General features: G+C 35.0%; 20 protein-coding genes. 19 read left to right on the plus strand and 1 reads right to left on the minus strand.

Annotation, left to right across the window (positions count from 1 at the left end; translation table 11 throughout):
• From ACQY56_RS11915 to ACQY56_RS11970, 12 genes are all read left to right on the plus strand, one after another.
• A partial coding sequence (locus ACQY56_RS11915; protein ID WP_428743770.1) for an RHS repeat-associated core domain-containing protein occupies positions 1–1213 on the plus strand: 1213 nt, incomplete at its 5' end.
• A 1-nt stretch (position 1214) separates the two neighbouring features.
• Positions 1215–1682 carry an SMI1/KNR4 family protein gene (locus ACQY56_RS11920; protein ID WP_428738567.1) on the plus strand — a complete coding sequence of 156 codons (468 nt, stop codon included), beginning with the start codon at positions 1215–1217 and terminating at the stop codon, positions 1680–1682.
• Positions 1679–2233: a hypothetical protein gene (locus ACQY56_RS11925; RefSeq protein ID WP_428738568.1), complete on the plus strand. Its 555-nt coding sequence runs from the start codon at positions 1679–1681 to the stop codon at positions 2231–2233. The genes ACQY56_RS11920 and ACQY56_RS11925 overlap by 4 nt, the downstream gene beginning before the upstream one ends.
• Before the next feature lie 77 nt (positions 2234–2310).
• Positions 2311–3519 carry an RHS repeat-associated core domain-containing protein gene (locus tag ACQY56_RS11930; RefSeq protein ID WP_428738569.1) on the plus strand — a complete coding sequence of 403 codons (1209 nt, stop codon included), beginning with the start codon at positions 2311–2313 and terminating at the stop codon, positions 3517–3519.
• A gap of 59 nt (positions 3520–3578) precedes the next feature.
• Positions 3579–4277 carry a hypothetical protein gene (locus ACQY56_RS11935; RefSeq protein ID WP_428738570.1) on the plus strand — a complete coding sequence of 233 codons (699 nt, stop codon included), beginning with the start codon at positions 3579–3581 and terminating at the stop codon, positions 4275–4277.
• On the plus strand, positions 4271–4756 hold the full coding sequence (locus tag ACQY56_RS11940; RefSeq protein WP_428738571.1) for a hypothetical protein: 486 nt from the start codon (positions 4271–4273) through the stop codon (positions 4754–4756). The genes ACQY56_RS11935 and ACQY56_RS11940 overlap by 7 nt, the downstream gene beginning before the upstream one ends.
• Before the next feature lie 16 nt (positions 4757–4772).
• On the plus strand, positions 4773–5495 hold the full coding sequence (locus ACQY56_RS11945) for a hypothetical protein (protein WP_428738572.1): 723 nt from the start codon (positions 4773–4775) through the stop codon (positions 5493–5495).
• Between the two features lie 108 nt (positions 5496–5603).
• Positions 5604–6437 carry an FAD-dependent thymidylate synthase gene (locus ACQY56_RS11950; RefSeq protein ID WP_428738573.1) on the plus strand — a complete coding sequence of 278 codons (834 nt, stop codon included), beginning with the start codon at positions 5604–5606 and terminating at the stop codon, positions 6435–6437.
• A gap of 8 nt (positions 6438–6445) precedes the next feature.
• Positions 6446–6664, plus strand: a complete 219-nt coding sequence (locus ACQY56_RS11955; RefSeq protein WP_428738574.1) for a hypothetical protein — start codon at positions 6446–6448, stop codon at positions 6662–6664.
• Between the two features lie 5 nt (positions 6665–6669).
• Entirely contained in the window at positions 6670–7200 is a 531-nt protein-coding gene (locus ACQY56_RS11960) for a PhnA domain-containing protein (protein WP_428738575.1), read from the plus strand.
• A complete protein-coding gene (locus ACQY56_RS11965) occupies positions 7200–8267 on the plus strand; it encodes a deoxyguanosinetriphosphate triphosphohydrolase family protein (RefSeq protein ID WP_428738576.1) in 1068 nt (355 codons plus the stop codon). The genes ACQY56_RS11960 and ACQY56_RS11965 overlap by 1 nt, the downstream gene beginning before the upstream one ends.
• Positions 8268–9470: a DUF481 domain-containing protein gene (locus tag ACQY56_RS11970; protein WP_428738577.1), complete on the plus strand. Its 1203-nt coding sequence runs from the start codon at positions 8268–8270 to the stop codon at positions 9468–9470.
• 39 nt (positions 9471–9509) lie between these two features.
• Here ACQY56_RS11970 and rpsU read toward each other — a convergent pair whose 3' ends face one another.
• Entirely contained in the window at positions 9510–9722 is a 213-nt protein-coding gene (gene rpsU / locus ACQY56_RS11975) for a 30S ribosomal protein S21 (RefSeq protein WP_428738578.1), read from the minus strand.
• Positions 9723–9890: 168 nt separating this feature from the next.
• On the opposite strand from rpsU, the gene ACQY56_RS11980 reads away from it, so the two are divergent.
• From ACQY56_RS11980 to ACQY56_RS12010, 7 genes are all read left to right on the plus strand, one after another.
• Positions 9891–12026, plus strand: a complete 2136-nt coding sequence (locus tag ACQY56_RS11980; protein ID WP_428738579.1) for a TonB-dependent receptor — start codon at positions 9891–9893, stop codon at positions 12024–12026.
• A gap of 139 nt (positions 12027–12165) precedes the next feature.
• Positions 12166–14313: a TonB-dependent receptor gene (locus ACQY56_RS11985; protein WP_428738580.1), complete on the plus strand. Its 2148-nt coding sequence runs from the start codon at positions 12166–12168 to the stop codon at positions 14311–14313.
• A gap of 7 nt (positions 14314–14320) precedes the next feature.
• Positions 14321–14977, plus strand: coding sequence for a sulfite exporter TauE/SafE family protein (locus ACQY56_RS11990; protein ID WP_428738581.1), 657 nt, complete (start codon positions 14321–14323; stop codon positions 14975–14977).
• 14 nt (positions 14978–14991) lie between these two features.
• Positions 14992–17316, plus strand: a complete 2325-nt coding sequence (locus ACQY56_RS11995) for a 4Fe-4S binding protein (protein WP_428738582.1) — start codon at positions 14992–14994, stop codon at positions 17314–17316.
• Complete coding sequence (locus ACQY56_RS12000; RefSeq protein ID WP_428738583.1) at positions 17306–18292, plus strand: 4Fe-4S binding protein; 987 nt, start codon at positions 17306–17308, stop codon at positions 18290–18292. Before ACQY56_RS11995 ends, ACQY56_RS12000 begins: the two co-directional genes overlap by 11 nt.
• Positions 18285–19565: a 2-hydroxyacyl-CoA dehydratase gene (locus ACQY56_RS12005; RefSeq protein WP_428738584.1), complete on the plus strand. Its 1281-nt coding sequence runs from the start codon at positions 18285–18287 to the stop codon at positions 19563–19565. The genes ACQY56_RS12000 and ACQY56_RS12005 overlap by 8 nt, the downstream gene beginning before the upstream one ends.
• Position 19566: 1 nt before the next feature.
• The gene (locus tag ACQY56_RS12010; RefSeq protein WP_428738585.1) at positions 19567–20382 is read left to right on the plus strand and encodes an acyl-CoA dehydratase activase; all 816 of its coding nucleotides are present in this window, start codon (positions 19567–19569) and stop codon (positions 20380–20382) included.
• The last annotated feature ends 6 nt before the right edge of the window (positions 20383–20388 follow it).

A 20388-nucleotide genomic window follows, 5' to 3' on the forward strand; every position in this document is an offset into this window, starting at 1 on the left:
TGATGAAAGTATAGACCAACCACTTAGTATCACAACCTATAACCAAGAGCATAAACAAACACAAGCGTATCAAGAGTTAAACCTAGATGGAAAATATCTCCTAGATACACATAACTCAAAAACATACTACTACCACAGAGATCACCAAGGAAGCATCATAGCCCTTACAAACCAAGAGGGGGAAATAGTAGAATCATTTATATATGATGAGAGTTACGGTACAATCTTACTGCACAACAAACTTGAACAAACCTATAACCCATACTGTTATACAGCAAGAGAGTTTGAGAGTGATGATCTTTACTATTACAGAGCGAGATACTACGACCCTACTATACAAAGGTTCCTATCAAAAGACCCTATTGAGTTTCTCTCTGGGGATTACAACTTTTATAGGTATGTTGGGAATGATCCGCTTAATTTTATTGATCCTAGTGGGATGAAGAAAGGATGTCTCCCTAAAGAGCTAAAAGATAAATTAAAAAAACCGATGAAGGCACTTGCCAACAAACTTTCAAAGTCACTCGTAAAACGACTAGGTGTTATGGTAGTTAGTGCAGCTACAGGGGTTGGTATAGTTGTAACTATAGGTGGTGCTATCTGGACTGCATATGATTTATGGTCTTCAAAAGATGATATATTTGAGTTATATGATCTCTTAACAAGTGATGAATTTGATTTAACTACAGATGATATGGTAGAGGCAGTAGGAGCTATAGCCACAGGTCAAGACCCTTTTCCTGACTGTGACGATAATGACAAAAAGCTTGCTACAACTAAAAAAGAGGGTGGTACTAAGATTACAGAGGATGGGAAAAGCACTTTCAAACCTAGAAAACCTCGTCAACCTGATAAAGATAAATGGAAAGAAAATGGTGGTACAGTTAAAGAACATCCTGATGGTTCTGTTACTTATACAAATAAAGATGGTGTTTCAGTTAAATACAATAAAGAAGGATATCCTGATTTTTCACCACATTCTCCCGAAGCTCCTACAAAAATAGAAGGTATGAAAGGAAATACGACAGACTATACTAAAGCAAATCTTGAATCACCTTTATCTAAAAGTCAAGGAGTTACGGGACAAAATGCACCAAAAGGTTATACATGGCATCATATGGAAGATGGAAAGCATATGCAACTTGTACCGAAAGATATTCACAGTGAATTTTCACATACAGGTGGAGCATCAATCGTAAAAAATGGAGTATAATATGAAGATAAAAAATACAAATGATTTGATTAAAGAATCAGATATTCAGGAATTTGAAAAAACTATAAATACAGCACTTCCACAAGAATATAGAAACTTTTTATTAGAATTTAATGGAGGACAACCAGTATTGTACATTTTCCCTGAAAGTGAGGTATTACATTCAATCCCAGTCAATACTTTATATGGGCTTAAAGTAAAAGAGTCATATAATGATTTAGAAAAAAATTATGCAATCTATGATGGAAGAATTATGAATAGTTTTATCGCCATTGGTAGTGACCCTAGTGGCAATCAATTTTGTTTAGGGATTACAGGAATATTTAAAGATAAAGTCTATATTTGGGATCATAATCAAGAAATAGATGAATGGGAGTTTATTGAGAATAAACTACCTGAAAATATGTATCTTTTATCAGATAGCTTTCACAATTTTATAAATCAATTAGAAGAGGACACAGAAGCATGACATATAAAGAATGGTTTGATGAATTGGGAGAGAAAACCGTTTCTATAGAGAAACAATGTTTTACAAATGAAAATTTTTCTTCTAATATTTTAGAGAAAACAATTTTGGTAAATAATAAGGTAATTGATGTTTTTTCCACTACACTTATGTACAATGATTTTACAATGATTTTAGCACTTAATAATGATATAGACTATTCTTTATTGACACGAGAGCGATATACTAAACATGAACTAATTCTTGAAAGATTAGCTTATTTCGAATATTATACAAGTACTTCAGATTGGAAACCAGACTATGGTCTTATGTTTGAAAGAATTTTAGATGGATACATTTTTAGGACAGATATAATCAATATCGCTTATTTACCATTAGAATCTTTTTTTCCAATACAAATTGGCAATAAAGAATTATTTAAAGTATTATTGTGTATTCCACTTTCAGACAATGAATGTGACTATTTAAGAAAATTTGGGCAAGAAAAGTTAATTCAAAAATTAAAAGAATGTAAAGCAGATATTTTTGATTTATTTAGAGATTCATGTATTTAAATTTGTAAACTAACTACTTACTGATCTGTCAACCCCACATCATATTAAGAATAAAAAACTCTAACTCAGCGGTTACGTTGGAGTATGATGCAATAGGACGCATCACAAAAACACAAACTCCTTATATAACAGAGACTTTTAGTTTCGATCCAGCACATAACTTACTCAATGAAGGGTGTGAAGGGGATAAAGTTCGAGGAAATCGTCTAAGCACTTACAAAGATAATAGTTACGAATACGATACTTTTGGAAATATGACACTAAAACAGATCGGCAACCATACTGTTATGAAGTTTGATTATGATGCAGAACATCAAATGCAAACCTCTACCATCTTAAAAAATGGTATAAAACAAACATATCACTATACATATGATCCATTTGGAAGAAGAGTAGGAAAATGGAATGACTTTGGAGTAACTCACTTTGTGTGGGATGGAAATAGACTCCTAAGTGAGATGCGTAATGCAAAATCAACTACATATGTTTATGAACCATACGGATTTATACCATCTGCCCAAATAGATCAAAATGACAATGTACAATACTACCACAGCGATCAACTAGGTACACCAAGAGAGTTAACCAATCAAGAGGGTAACATCACATGGGAAGCACAGTACCAAACATGGGGAAATACACTTAAAGTTGAATATAAACGAAGTGAAGATAAAATACATGACTCTGTACAACAACAACCCTTAAGGTTCCAAGGGCAGTACTACGATCATGAAACAGGTTTACACTACAATAGATTTAGATACTATGACCCAGATATAGGAAGGTTTGTAAGTCAAGACCCTATAGGGTTACTAGGTGGAAATAACCTTTATCAGTATGCTCCTAATCCTATAAGTTGGATTGATCCGTTGGGGTTGGCGAAAGTTCCTACAGTCACACAGGATTCATTGGGAAGAAATGAGAGATGGGATTTTAGAGTAGAACCGTCTGATTTGGGTACAGGAACTGCGACTACTCAAAAAACAAGAGATTATGCAAAAAGTTTTGGATGTGGTGATGATGCAGGACATATTAGAGGTAATAACTTAGGTGGTTCTGGTAGTGATACTAAGAATATAATTGGTCAAAATCCAAGTGTAAATCGTGGAGAATATAATAGATATGAAAAGAAAATTGCAGACAAAGTAGAATCAGATCAGACAGGGGCTGACTGTAGCATAACAGCAACTTATGGAGGAAACTCTGGTCGTCCTTCTTCACTAAAATATGATGTTACATTTGATGATGGGACAAAAATGTCAAAAGTATTCAATAATCCATGTTGAAAAGTATTAAATAGTTACCGACAAAATAGTATTGTTCATTTTGAAAAAGGAAATAAATCATGTATATAACACATTTGAGCACAACACAAAAGCAAGACAGAGGTGTCAATAGCTTCATAGGGGGTATTCCAAAACTGCCTAAAAACTTTGATCTACCGATTACAAAAGACACGGGGACACTCATGACATTCTTTTATCAGTATGAGTTCCCGCAAAATCATCCATATAGTGGATTTACTATATCTATTTTTGCAGCAACGGATTGTATGCATGAAAATTATACTATTCCTGAAATGTTGAAGACATTATACGGAGTAGATATTCCTAAGGGATTTTTAGATGAGTACCAAAAATATTTTAAGGTTTTTATATATAAGAATGGAGATTATCCGTTACGAGAAGAGTACACCCCTATTTTAGTATTTAAAACTCTTTATACTACACAAGAACTTGATAAGAGTAATTCTATTTTATTTGGTCATATAAGCAATATACCTAAATGGTATTTGAATGATGAATCACCTGCAACTTATAACACTTGTACCAGAATGGTCTTTCTTTTTCAAACACAAATAGACTATGTGTATGAGAAGTTACCAATAGCCCCAAGACAAAAAGTTTTATCTTTTTCTGGAGATAGTAAAACAGATGTTGAAGATGCTTATACAGATAAATATGAATTATTTAATGCAAATGAGATTTATTTTTTTGGTACTGATAATACTGAAAAGAAAATTTATATTATTACCCAATGCTAAAAATGACTTTTATAAAGCAATTAAAAGCTATTAACGGAGTAACGGATATTGAAATAGAAAGAGACAGAAGCTATTTTATTGAGTTTTATTTATCTCATCCCTCTTTAAAAGAAGAGATATGTTTTACTTTTGATGATTTTGATGCAAAGGATAAAAAAGATCAGGAAAAAATCTTAAAGTCAGTGCAATATCTTATAAGTAACTTTAGCAATATTATGGCTCAATCCAATGAAAAACTTGCTCTTTATATGACTAAAGAATATGAAGATAAAATAGATACTCCCCCTAATCTAATAATAGATAAATATGATACATACTCTACTGGGATATATTTTTCCCACAAATATGAATTTGGCACATGTTGTATCTCTTTTAACTCAGCTTTAGAAGAGGAACATGGGTTTGGGGTAGGATTAGTTGATTGGAAAGTTCATAAAATAGGTTTTGGAGATATCTGCTTTTCAAACTTTTATAAATGAGTTTTAAGAGAAAAAAATGAAAAAAGAGAATTATTATTTAATGATGGATGCATGGGGAAAGCGCCCTGGGTATCCTATATATTTTGATTATGACATTCCATGTGATAGATCAGGATGGGAAGATAGTTGTTTGGTGCAGTGTCCACAAGAGGAAATCGAGTTAAGAGTAAAAAACCCAAAAATAGAGTTTGACTTTTGTAATTCATCTGATAACTATTTTTTTTCAACACGATTGTGGGAGGTTATTTGTGAGTACAGAAGTTTAACTCCTAAACTAAAACCCATAAAGTTTTTTGGAAAAAACCGTAAAATACTTTCTAGTAAAGAGTATGTTGTTGTATGTTTTACAGATGAGAATGATGAAAAAAACAGATATATCGACAGAATGCAATCAGAATATGTTGTCCCGATACAAACATACTCGGCTCGTGCAGAGCTTGTAAACCCTGCGATTAGATATGAGCTTTTAAATCAGTTTGATATTACAACTTCCGATTTACAAGGTTATCGCAAAATGCTTGTTGTAAGTGAAACCTTTATGAAAGATGAAAGACTTAAAGAGATGAATTTAGAGTTTTTACCATTAGAAGAAGCCGCAAAAATTTTACTCTATAGTGATGAAAGTAGAAAAAAACAGTATGGATTACAAGATGTTTCAGAGTTTCAAAAGATGAAGAGTGTTAAAGGTAAAGAGCTTGATGGAAAAGAGTTAAATGGGATGCGAATACAGTTTGGGTAAATCAGAAAAAAAACTCTAAGCAAATATTTAAACTGATTTGCTTGTAAGTGTGTTATTATCTTTATACGAGTAAAATACGACATTGCTTTTACGAAAAGGGTCTAGCAGATGGAAGAGATATACGGGATAAAATACACAAAACCTGAGGTGGTACTCCTTCAAGATACTGGTATTGGGGTTGCAGAAGCAGCAGCTCGAACATGTTACGATAGCTTTGAAAATAGTGAAAACAATGTTATTAAATCTATCCGTAACACACTACCAGATGAGAGTATGAAAGAGGAGTTAAACTCTATAATGGAGTCTGATCTGCTTGATAACCTTGCGTGGACCTATTTTCACCACTCTATTTTAGAACATGCAAACCTCTCGTACCTGATTCGTGGGACAAGTCGCGGTGTTTTACAAGAACATGCAAGACACCGTATACAAGCGATAAGTGTGCGTAGTACCCGTTATACTATGAGCAGTATTATCAATGCTTTTGTAGCTTCGATCAATGGTGGCGATAAAGAGTTTTTTATACAAAAAGTGCTCTCTTACGATATGTTTGTAACTGCCGATGAAGAGTATAACCGCTTAGAGATAAGTGCGATGTATGATAAGTTAATGTTTCAATCACAAAGAGTGGAAGATTTTCTCTCTATAGCAGTGGCAAAAAGTTCTCTTGGATTTGTAGAAGAGTTTAACGGAGATGCACAAAAGTTATATGAAGCACTTGAAGCTGGAAAGAAAAAGCGTAATGTTGGGGATGCTTTTAAGCACATTATCTCAGATAATGTAAAAGTAGATATGGTAGTGACATTTAATCTTAGAAGTTTAAAAAACTATTTAACACTTCGTGATAGCGGAGCTGCATATTTTCAGATACGATGGCTTGCAGAAGCGATGAAAGCAGCTACTCCTAAAAAGTATCTTGATTTGATTGTAAAAGAGAAATAGGAAAAACTATGTATAAACTATTTATTGTATTGTTACTCGTTTTTAGCGGCTGTTCGCAAGTGCAAGTAACAGGGACTATGTGTGATAAGATCAACCAAGAGGGTGGTGAGCCTCCAGCGGAATGCCAAGCATACAGTGAAGAAAAAGCAGATAAAGCATTTAATAAAGTAAGTGAAGATAAAAAAGTATCAAATAAAGATATAGAATTTGACAAAGAAAAGGAATAAAATAGATGGCAAGAAGTGAAGTTTGTGAGTTATGTGGAAGCGCTGAAGGTGTTGAATTAATAGAGTTACCAGTAAGTGATGGAAGTGAAGAGCAAAGTGTATATGTATGTGCAACATGTAAGGCTCAAATTGAGAGCGGTGAGTTAGACGATAACCACTTTAATTGTTTAAATGACTCAATGTGGAGTGAAGTGAGTGCTGTAAAAGTATTAAGCTACATTTTACTAAACAAACTTGGACGTCAAGATATGGTTGATATGATGTATCTTGAAGAAGATGAACAAAAATTAGCAGATCAAGCGATTAGTGCAGAAGCGAATAAACTTGTTTATAAAGACTGTAACGGTGTTGAGCTTCAAGCAGGTGATAGCATAGTTATTATGAAAGACTTAGAGGTAAAAGGTGCTGGGTTTACTGCAAAACGTGGTACTACTGTGACAAAAATAGCACTTGCTCCAAATGATCCAACACACATCGAAGGGCGTGTAAATGGAACAAAAATCTTCTTAAAAACTGAATTTATCAAAAAAGCATAATGGAACTAACTGATAGATTTTATAAAATTGACAAAGATTTTAGAAATCCCTTTGCTAGAGATCGAGATAGAATCATCCACTCTGGTAGCTTTAGAAAGCTAGAGTACAAAACACAAGTATTTTTAAATCATGAGGGCGATTTTTTTCGCACTCGTTTGACTCACTCGATCGAAGTTTCTCAAATCGCTCGATCAATCACCTCCGAACTTGGACTGAACGAATCACTTGCAGAAGCTATAGCGTTAGCACATGATCTTGGACATACTCCGTTTGGACATGTTGGTGGCGATACTTTGGATGAATGTTTAAAAGCAGATGGGTTTAAAAACGGTTTTGAGCATAACTTTCAAAGTTTTCGTGTAGTTACAAAACTAGAAAAACGTTATAGAGGCTTTGATGGTTTAAATCTGACATTTGCTACTTTAGAGGGGATACTTAAACACTCTTATCCATATAAAAAATCATTTATTCCAGTAGAGGTAGATGAACATTTTGACCTAGAACGCCATCCAACATATGAAGCGATGATCGTAGATCGTGCAGATGAGATAGCGTATATTAGTCACGATATAGATGATGGTGTAAATTCAGGAATTATCTCTTTTGAAGATTTAAAAGAGAGTGAGCTTGTTCAAGAGGTTTTGGCAAAAGTAGAAGCTGAAGGAGTGGGAAGTGAAAATGATGAGATGTTTCGTTATAGATTTAGTTCTCACATGATAAACCATCTTGTGTACTCACTGCTAGAGTATTCAGAACAAAAAGTACAAGAAAAACAAGAGCTTCCAATTGGATATGATAAAGAGTTAGAAACAAAAATAAAAAAGCTTAAAAAACTCCTTGCAAATAAAATGTACCAGCACAAAGATATAGTGAGAAAAATGTATGCAGGTTCACAAGCAATTAAGGGTTTATATAAAGGTTTAATGCAAGAGCCAAAAATGCTTCCAGAGTTTTATTATAAACAACTTGATACGAGAAGAAAACATAGAGTGGTTGCTGATTATATAGCGAGTATGAGTGATCGATATGCACTTAATATGTATAATGAGATATATGGAAGAATGTAATTGAAGCATTTTTATTTTTTATTTTTTTGCATAATTTTTTTATATGCAGATGATACAAATACTACGGTTGATTTTCAAGAAAATAGTGTTAGTGGGCTCATAGAAGTAAAAGACAACTCTGGTGCTACACAAGAACAACTACAAGAAAAAGCGAACCAAATTGACAATAGCATTGAAAATATAAGTAAAGAAAAAACATGGGAAGATTTATCACCTAAAGCACAAAACTATGACTGGGTGCAAACAACGTCTAAAGAGTGGTTTAGGGGAGAAATCATTGCTCTTTATGATGGTGAACTTCAGTTTGATAGTAAAGAGATAGGCGGATATACTTTTGATATAGAAGATGTTGCACAAATTAAAAGCCATAATATTATAAGTGTCAATGTTGAAAACATCGCATCATTTAGTGGATTGTTACGCTATAAAGATAAAAAAGTAAAAGTTATCCAAGGTGAAAATGAGTATGAGTTTAACATAGAAGATGTAGTGTCTTTTGCTCCAGATGGAGAACAAGAGATAGATTATTGGTCTGGGAAAATTACTATATCACTTGATCTAAAATCTGGAAACGTAAATCAACTAGACTATACTGCAAAGGGTGAGGTTTATAGAAGAACATCTAGTTCTATACTCTCGTTTGATTACTTGGCAAGGTTGTCCTCTTTAGAAGGCACTGAAACAACTAACAATCAACGTCTCAATCAAAAATATGATCGCTATATAACAAGATATTTTTTCTGGACGCCATTAGTGAGTGAATATTATACAGATAGATTTAAAAATATCAATAAACAGATTACAGCTGGTATGGGAGCGGGTTATACCTTTTACAAAACACCATCAAGTGATTTGCGATGTACAGTTGCACCATCAGTGATATATACAAAGTATCAAAGTGTTGCGGATAATGAAGATATAGAACATTATTCCCCTGCGTTGGAGTTGAATGTAGATTTTGATTCGCAAATCAATAAGATTTCAGACTTAACATTTAACTATCAACTTACTTTTGGTGATACTGAGATAGGCAAGTTGAAACACCATATGGTAACTACTCTTGAAAATGAGTTATTATCATGGTTGGATTTGGATGTAAGTCTTGTATGGGATTATATTCATAAACCGCAAGAGCGTTCAGATGGAACTTTTCCAAAGAGAAATGATTATCAGTTATTAGTTGGTTTAGGAATTGAGTTTTAGAAGTTTAAAAAGATAAATACAGCCCAAAGGCTGCATCTATTATAGGCGTGATTCGTAACGTCTCATCATATAAAGACGTTTAAGCATTTTCTTACGAGATGCAATTTTGAATTTTTTACGCTTTTCAGTTTCAGTTTCGTGGAAACGACGAGCACGAGCTTCAGTAACGATTAGGTTACGGTCAGTCTGCTTTTTGAAACGTCTATACGCTGCATCAAAATTATCATCAGTACGTAGTACAATACCAGGCATATCACATCACCCACTTTCTTTAAAAATTTTGAACTCGAATTATAGCTAAATAATAAGTTCATTACAAGCTCCCTATTAAATTAAATTTTACTTAAAATATAAAATTAACATAAAATTAACACTTTTTTATTAAGATTGCTCTCTTTGAAATAAATGATAGGAGTTAATTTGGAGGTTATAAGAAAAAAGGGGATAGCTATCTTAGCTATATGTGCATTAGCACTAAATTTAGGGGCAACAGATTTAGGAAGTATCTCTGTTGAGTCTTCAACAATTAATTTCAGTGAGGCAGATCCCACTGAAGTATCAACTGTAAACTATATAGATAGTGAACGAATTGAAGAGGTTGCACCAAAGCAATTAAATGAGTTGTTAAACCAAATACCTGGTGTAACAGCAGATTTTCAAGAACATGAAGAGGTTGAAATCCATATCCGTGGTGTGGGGCAACAGGAGTTTATGTGGGAAGATACAGGTGTAGCACTAATCATTGACGGTGTACCTGTTTACACCAAAAGTGGTTCATACAGATTGAACTTAAGTGATATAAAAAGTATTAAAGTTATCAAGGGATCAGCATCGTATCTTTATGGTAATACGGCAACAGCAGGTGCTGTAGTTATCACAACATCAAGACCAAAAGGGGATAAAAACAAGATCACTGCATCAACAGAGTTTGGGAGTTATAACTATAGAGACTTTACTGGTGAGGCACAATATAGTACAGAAAACTATGCTGTAAATATTAATGCAAACCATAGAACAAATGACGGGTATTGGTTAGACTCTGAAGAGTGGTCAAAGTCCATAGGTGGAAAATTTTCATACTTTGTAACAGATAATATTGATGTTACTTTAGGGATTGATAAAACAAAAAAATATGAACAAGGAGGAGGTGTTAGTGTTAAAGGTGTTGATGAAGCCGAATTAAATCCTAGAGGGACTGCAGCATCTTCTTTTGTTCAAAATGAAGATAAAGATTTAGACAAATATTTTGTAAAATATAATCAGGATTTTGATTTTGGAGCCAACCTTGTTTCAACGGTTTATTACTATCTTGATAATTATGAGTATGATTCATCACCTCAAGATATCGATCTCAATGGGGACCCTATGGATACAGTTGCAACAAAGCATAGTATTACAAAAAAAGACCAAAGGGGTTTAAAGTTAGAGTACAAACAAGAGATCAATAACTTTGCTTATATGGTAGGATATGATTATAGAGATATTCTATATAAAGGTGGATCAGAAACTACAGCATCATATCTTGAAGTTGCTGATGATCCTGCAGATGACAATGTTTCTCATTATGCTGGTGAGACTTCATTTACTAACGATAAACAAAAGCTTCATGCATTTTACGGGGAAGTAAAGTATGCTTTTACTGATAAGTTCAATGCAACTTTCAATATGAGACGTGATATACAAAAAGAAAGTTATGATAGTGTCGAGACAAACTATGATGCTGGAACTGATAGCTGGGCAACTACGGCAAAATTGATTGAAAAAACATATAAGAATAACTCATATAGACTTGGTGGTGTGTACAATGTAAGTAAATCAAATGCCTTCTATGCAAATGTATCTACAGGGTATAGAACACCTCAAATGTACCTACTTTGGAAGTATGATTCAGTGGCAGACTTAAAAACTCAAACAACTCTTAGTTATGAAATAGGGAATAGAGGAAAGATGCTGGATCATGAGTATGAGATAGCCCTCTTTCAAATCGATACAAAAGATACTATAGGATTTGAAAATGGTACATATGCATTTGGTGGCACAATAAAAAATATTGGAGATGCAAGAAATAGAGGATTGGAGCTTAGTGTAAAAAGTGATTCAAAGGAGGTATTCTCTTATACTATAGCATACACTTATTTAGATTCAGAAGTCACAAATCATGATCCTTTAAAATATGGATATGGTTCAAATAAACGTACGTATGATATTGTAGGCAATGATCTGCCAAGGGTTCCTCACCACAAGTTAGACGTATATACAACATACAAACCGCTGCCGCAATGGAAAATTATTTCTGAATTATATACACAGTCAAGTTATTACGCAGATGAAGTAAACCTTATCAAAATGCGTGGGTACACTTATCTGAATTTACAAACAAGATACAACATGAAATTTGGCGAACAAAATTTGGAAGTTTTCGCAAAAATAAATAATTTTTTTGACAATCAGTACTATCGAACTGTTTATATGACACAGGATGGTGATGCTAGTGATGTTACAATCAGAGTTGATCCAGGTCGAATGTACTATGCAGGTTTAAAATACTCTTTTTAATATCTACAATATATCTAAGATTTGGACATAATGTCCAAGTCTAAATAAATTATTAAAATTTTCTTAAAATATGAATTAACACAAAATTAACACTTTTTTATTAAGATTTCTCTCTTTGAAATAAACGATAGGAGTTGATTTGGAAGTTATAGGGAAAAAGGGGATAGTTATTTCGGCTATATGTGCATTTGCATTAAATCTTGGCGCTACAGATTTGGGGACTGTACAGGTTGAATCATCAACAATTGATTTAAATACAGATGTTGCAACAGAAGTATCAAATGTAGATGTGATTGATGAAGAGATGGTGCAAACTGTTGGAGCAAAAAACTTAGTAGAGGTATTAAAAACAGTACCTGGTGTTACAGCAGTCGCTAGAGCTGGTGAGCAGATGCAGATACGCTTTAGGGGTGTAGGGCAACAGCAATTTATGGGGGAACAACCTGGTGTTGCTATCATTGTGGATGGTGTTCCTATCAAGTCAAAAGCTGGTGGTTTTAGAATCAATATGACAGATATTAAAAGCATTAAAGTGATTAAGGGTTCTGCTTCATATCTTTATGGAGATGGCGCATTATCTGGTACGTTAATTATAACTACAAAAAGACCTAAAGGGAAAAATGAAACTGTTGTAACAGCAGAAGTTGGAAGTTATAAATACCAAGAGTATACTATAGGAACTACACAAAGTACAGAAAACTTTGGTATTAACTTAAATGCAACATCACGAAGTACAGATGGGTATTGGACAGATTCAGAGCTTTGGACACGTTCTATCAATGGGAAAGCATCGTATTATATTGATGATACTAGTGATATTACATTCGCAGCTGATTTTTCAAAAAAGTTTGATGAAGCTGGTTCAAGATCAACTGTTGGCGGTGTAACAGCTGCTGAGGAAAACCCAAAAGGGACAGGGGATGATGGGTACACTAAAGATAGTGGTATTGATCTCGATAAGTTTTATTTAACATATACAAAAGATTTTGACAATATTCACTTTACTGTTACGGGGTATAACTATAAAGATTTATATGATGACACATCAAACCCTCAAAATACAGATGGTAATACGTCTACACCTAATGTGTACGTAAAACATTCAAATCAAGACCTTAAACAACAAGGGCTAAAATCAGAACTTTCGATTGACTCTGAAAGTTTTGGTGGGATGATTGGACTTGAGTATGGGAAAAGAGATGATATTACTGAAAGTGAAACATTGGCTGATTATAGTGCTTATAGTTGGACTACAAAAACGACAACGAACTATTATGCAGGGGAGACAAGTCATACCAATAGTAAAGATACTGTAAAAGCACTTTATGGAGAATTGAAATACAATTTTCTTCCAAATTTAACTACTACGGTAAATGCAAGATACAATGTACTTAAAAAAGAGTATGTGACTGAAAAACATGATTATAATGGTACTGTTTGGTCAGATACTGTCAGTACAGATAGCGCAACATTTAAAAATACAGCGTATAGAGTAGGTGCTACATATAATTTAAATAAAGCATTTGATCTTTTTGCAAGTGTTTCAACAGGTTTTCAAAATCCAGATGCAGAGGATCTAGCTGAAAGCCCAGACCTAAAAGAGCAAACAAGTATCAACTATGAGATAGGTTCACGAGGGGTGATTGACACACCAAATACATATTTAAAATACGAACTCTCTATTTACCAATTAGATAATAAAGATATACTAGGACCAGTAGGGGGAACTTATGCTTTTAGTGATCCACAAGACAATATTGGAGATTCAAGAAGTAGAGGTTTAGAACTTAGTTTAAGTAGTGATGAGACAAAACAGCTCTCTTTTATCTTGGCATATACATATCTCAATGCATTCTATACAGCGCATAATCCTCAAGATGTAATTATGTACAATAAATCAACTGTTACAATGGATGTTGTAGGCAATGATCTCCCAAGAACTTCAAAACATACAGTCGATCTCTTTTTAAACTATTATGCTACGGAAAAATTAAAATTCATTTCAGAAGTATATGCAAAAAGCAGTTATTATGCAGATGAAATGAATTTAGTGAAGTTTAAAGGTTATAGTATTTTAAACCTTCAAGCAAGATACTATGCAAAACTTTTCGGAAATAACCTTGAAATGTGGGCGAGAATAGATAACTTCTTTGACAATCAATACTTTAGATCAGCTTTATTACATAAAGATAGTAGAGGTATAGAAAATGAAATTGATCCAGAAGATGCAAGTATTACAGTTGACCCAGGTAGAGTGTTCTATGTTGGTCTAAAATATACATTCTAAGAGTGATATGCAGAGCATCACTCTTTTCTCTGTGTTTCTTTTAGGGCTCTCTTATGGGAGTACGGCATGTATGTTCTCATGCATGCCGTTTTTAACTCCGCTTTTGGTAAACAACTCCAATTCGATGAGACAATCGTTTGGAGTTGTTTTTCCATTTAGTATGGGGAGGGTTTTTACCTATACCCTGATCTCTGTGTTTGCATTTAGCAGTGCTGTTTTTGTAAAGGCATTGCTCAATGATAATGCAGTTTTTCAGATAAGTCTTGGAGTTTTTACTATTTTGATGGGCTCTTATATGCTTTATGGGCTTTTTTATAAAGAGAAAAATAGTTGCGCAAGTAGTGATGTAAAAAAAACACCCACAAGCATGTTAGGATTTTTTGGGATCGGTGCACTTGTATCTATAAGTCCATGTGTCCCACTGCTTACACTTATAACGATCAGTGCAAATGGTACTTCATATTTTGAGGCTGTAGGATTTGGGATCGCTTTTGGGCTTGGGGCTGTGTTGGTTCCTTTTGTTTTTTATGGATTTTTTCTCTCCAATATCTTTAAAGGGTTGCTTGTTGAGTTCAAATCATACGCAAAAAAGATACAAATTGTCGCTTCACTATTTTTGGTAATAGTGGGCATTTTAGTGATTACAAAACAGATCACATTATGAGATAGAGGTAGTAAATGGTAGAGTTTATAAAAAGGGATAAAAACGATATTTTTAACAAACCACTTTTAGGTTTTTTGTTTAAAAATAAAACGTTTCTTTTTGCACTAAGAGTAGTTGTAGCGGCACTCTTTTTTTATGCTGTGTATTATGGATTTGCGCACCCTGGTAAAGAAAATATTTTTACAGGGGGACTTTTTTGGGGAATATTTTGGGCGTTGTTTATGGTTGCAACGCTTCCAACTTTCGGGCGTATTTTTTGTGGTATTTGCCCTCATGGATTTTTAGGAAAGTACATCACAAAGTTTGGGCTTGGAAAAACTATGCCAAAATGGATGCAAAACAGATATATCGGTATAACACTTTTGGTTGTTGGTTGGTGGGGAGTTACATATACATTCCCTGGTTTCTGGAAGTCTCCACTCGCGACTGCTGCAATGTTTGGGGGCATGACTGTTATTGCTTTTATGCTCTATTTTCTTTTTAAAGATATGAGTTATTGTAAATACATTTGTCCGATTGGAACACTTACACGTGCGTACAATAAACTTGGTTTTACTAAGTTAGAGACTTATACACAAAGTTGTCAAGATTGTCGTACATTTGAGTGTGCAAGTGCATGTTCATACAATCTCAAACCATTTAGTTTTGCAAAGAAAAATCAGATGGATGACTGTACTTTGTGTATGGATTGTGCTGGAGCGTGTGAAGCGGTAAAATTTAGCTTCACAAAACCTTCTGAACAACTGTTCATAAAGTTTAAAGCCTTGAATGCTGAGGTTTGGACATATATACTTATACTAGCGAGTATCCCTATAACTATGAGTTTTGCACATGCACTTGGGCGTAGTAAGATAGCAGATCATATGATCTGGAATAAAACAGCAGCCTACTTTGGCATGAGTGAATACGCTGGTGGATTTGCATTTTTATACGCGCTTATTTTTACAATTTTTATCTCTATTTTAGGTCTGTTTTTAGCAGCAAAAGTGCTTAAAAAAGATTATGCAAGTACATTTTCTACACTTGGTTATGGATATGCACCGCTATTTATCCTTGGATCACTTGGACACACTTTGGAGAGTTTTTTCACACGTGGCTACCAAACAATTGTAACGGGATTTGCACAAGCATTTGGAGCGAGTGTTGAGGTGGCACCTTTGGCACAAAGAGGCGATGCATGGCTTGCATACTTTGGTTTGCTAAAATGGATAGGGGTTATTTGGACATTTATCTTAATAGCAAAACGTTTGAAGTTGATCGAAGCTACAAAAATGAGAAAATTTGTTGCGTATATCTTTGCATCGTTTTTAGTATTTTTCTTTATAGGGGTAAATCTTTATGCAGGGTATATCTTAAAAACATATGGTGCAAAACAAGGTCATGGTATGCAAAAAGAAAGAGGCATGGCACAGGGGGGTGGTATGCACTCAAAACATGGTAGTAAAAAAGGAGGTAGACCATCTGGACATATGGGAAGTTTTGGTGCAAAAACACCTCTGTACATCTCACTCACTGATCCAAGCAAAAGAGGCTTCTCGATGGGGATGCACGGTATGAGAGATAAAGATGCGATCCCTACAAAAGAATTCTGGCTAGTGTATGGGCGTAGTTTGGAGCATAAAGTAGCGATTCCAAAAACAGATGTAGAGTTTTTTGCGTATGATACAAATCAAAACCCTATAGAGGTGCAAACTAAAAATGAAAAAGGGAAAACTTCATATAAGTTTGAGATTCCACATAGTGGGTACTACAATGTTTTTGCGGTAAGTAAAACACAAGATATCTATAAAGTAGCAAAACTAGAGTACTTGTATGGGCAACACGGGGGAAGCGATGTTTATACGCCTGATGTGAAAAAAATACTTAAAACAGATAAAGTACCTCTTGATCTTATTCGCATAAAAAATGAAGATGAAGATAGATTTTTCTATCGACACGCTATGGGGGATGAGCTTACTTTCCAAGCACTTTTTGATGGCAAACCTTTAGCAAATGCAACACTAAGTATAGCGATGCAAAGTGGTTGGCAAAAAAGGATGCGAACTGATAAAGATGGAAAAGTGCAGTTTAATATCATTCGTGATTATTTTCCAAAAGACGGTGAGTTTGATAAGCGTTATAAAGCTGAAATGCTTTTAACATTGAACTACGAAGATGTAAATAAACAAAAATATATGCTGACCTATCCAGTATCGGTGTATCCAAATTCAGATGATTATATGTCGCAAAAGTTTGCACTTTTACTTATAACACTAACACTGTTAGTTACTGGAATTATCATCTACAGATTTAGAAAAAATAGAACAAAACCTTTTAGTGAGCTACGCTATGAAGAATAAACTCAAACGTATAGTGAACAATATGAACCTCTCTAAAGTGAGGTTTTGGATACAGCTTATTACTTTTGTGCTGTTTGTATATGGGGGATACTTGGCAGTTGATCTAGGATCGCGTTTGCCAATTTTTGCGTGTCCGTACAATGAAGGTGCACCTGGGGCGTGTTATATGATCCCACTCCAGCATCAACTTGGTATGAATACGCAGATGTTATTTGGTTTTGCAGCGATGAGTTTTCTTATTGGGTTTGCAACGTTTATACTCTGGTTTATATTTTTAAACAAAGCATGGTGTGGATACGCGTGTCCACTTGGAACCCTGCAAGATTGGCTCACAGCACTTAGAAAATCTTTTGGGATTCGCTACTCAACATATAAAAAAGAGCATCATGGAGCACTCTCGAAAATTAAATACATCTTTTTAGCGATCGTTGTTCTCATCCCTTTGTTTATAGGTGTAGGGTTAATTGGGCATGACTGGTCTGCGGCGTATTGCAAGATGTGTCCCGCTCGTGTGATACTCCCTATGTTTAGTGGAGACTTATCGCAGTGGAATATCGACTTTTCATCTCCAACATCTATGGTACTTACATCACTGGGGATGATTTTTGCGGGGCTTTTACTAGCTGGTAGTTTTGTAAAAAAAAGATTTTTTTGTTACTTCTGCCCTATGAGTGCGATGCACTATATCTTCTCACCACTCTCATTTATAAAGCTCAAAAAAGATGGTGCTAAATGTACAAAATGTGGAGATTGTTACAGCGTTTGTGATATGCAAATCAGAGATATTGCAGATGATGTCAAAAGTACAAATATCTTACGCGATGACTGTATATTGTGTTTGAAATGTGTAGCAGCGTGTCCCGAAGAGGATGCACTACACTTTGATATATTTAATATAAAAGCATTTAGCTCAACCAAAGAGGGGTTTGAGAAAAGGATGGGGATGGATGCCCACAAAGGAGAGAGCCATGACTAAGGCACAACATCATCATATAGAATCGCCAAAAGAGAAACAAAACAGACACAAGGCGATGGAAGCTATCAAAGTGCTCAACTCTTTGCGAGAGGATTTCAAATCTCCGCTAGAGTCTATGGAGTATTTTTACAAACTTTTTGAAGATGTGTATTGTGAACACAAATCACTCCATACCGATAAGGTAAAAGTGGGGACGATGTGTATTCAGATCCCATCAGAGATCATCTATGCACTTGATGGTGTGCCTATCCGTCTGTGTAACGGTTTTTATACCGATGATGAGATCGGAAGTGATTTACTACCTCAAAAATCTTGCCCACTTGTAAAGGCAAGTGTTGGACACCTCTCATCGCAAAACCTAACAGATAGACCAGATATGATCTACTCTCCAACTACATGTGATCAAAAAACAAAAGCGGGAAGTGCGATCGAGAGTTTTGGGTATGAGGTGGTTGATGTTGATTTTCCACGAACAAAAGAGAGTGAGATCGCACGGGAGTTTTTTAGAAGAAGCATTCGTGATTTTAGTGCTGATCTCTCTCAAAAAGTCGGCAAAAAACTCACACGTAAAAATCTCAAAGCTTCCATTGGAAAAATAGGTTACGCACAATCACTCTACCATAAACTCTCAGATATGAGAAAAAATAAAAATGTGCCAATCCTTGGGCTTGATATGTTCTTGGTAACAAACGCATTTTTCTTTGACAAGATAGATAACTGGATAGCTGGATGTGAAAAACTAGTAAAAGAGTTAGAACAGCGTGTGCAAGATGAGGTGCATGTAGCAGGAAAAATAAGCCCTCGTATTGTCTATACAGGCTCACCCCCAATCTTTCCAAACTATAAAATCCCGATGATTATCGAAGAATCGGACGCTATTATAGTTGCAGATGAGACTTGTAGCTCAAATAGAATGTTTAACGATAGAGTAGCGGTTGATGAGTGGTTTGTAAACGATATGGTGGACTCCTTGGCAGACAAATACTTAAAAGCGTGTACCTGCCCAGTATTTAGTAAAAATGATGATCGCATCCGCCGTATCATCGAACTTGTAAAATCACATAACGCTGATGGTGTCATCTATCAAGCGTTTGCAGGGTGTACAGTTTATGAGCTTGAACAACGCAGTGTATTAGAGGCGATGGAGAAAGAGGGTATCTCAATTCTTTACCTTGAGAGTGATTACAGCCCTTCGCAACACGGGCAGTTAAGCACACGTGTGGAAGCATTTGTAGAGTCGCTAAAAATCAAAAATAGAAACAAAGGGGTGTAGTGTGAATTATTTTGTTGGAATAGATATCGGCTCAACAGCGATCAAGATCACCATAGTAGATGAAGATAAAAACCTTGTAGGCTCACGCATTAGCGGGAGTGGGAGTATGTTTTACCAATATGCTCATCAAACTTTAGATGAGTTATTGCGTGAATTAAACCTTACTCGTGATGATATTACCTATGTTGTAGCAACTGGGTATGGAAGAAAGATTTTTAAAGAAGCAGATGAAAATATTAGTGAGATTACGGCAAATGCGATCGGTGCAGTTGCAGCTGCAAAAGAGTTTGGAGAGATCAAGACCATCATCAACATAGGCGGACAAGACTCTAAAGCGATCTCATTGGACGATCAAGGTAACGTTGTAAACTTTGCGATGAATGACAGATGTGCAGCAGGGACTGGAAAGTTTTTAGATGCGTGTGCGATGAACTTGGAGATTGGTGTGCATGAGTTAGGGGAGAAACATTTTGACTCCACGGGTGTGCCACTCTCGATCAACAGCACTTGTGCAGTTTTTGCAGAGTCTGAAATTATAGGACTTCTTGGAAACAGCCATAGTGTTGAAGATATAGTATGTGGTGTACACTACTCGATCGCAAAACGTATAGTGAAGTTAGTTAAACGTGTGGGGATCAAAGAGGGGATTTATTTTGATGGTGGACCAGCCCTTAACAGCGGACTTGTAAACGCCATAGAAAATGAGCTTGGAAAAGAGATATTTATCCCAGAGTTCCCACAAATCACAACCTCATTTGGTGCAGCGATTATGGGAGTTGATTCGTACAATTACGAAGCATCTTTGAAAGAGGCGTAAGTCTTT

This window comes from Sulfurimonas sp., from assembly GCF_050296975.1.
Taxonomy (GTDB): Bacteria; Campylobacterota; Campylobacteria; order Campylobacterales; family Sulfurimonadaceae; genus Sulfurimonas.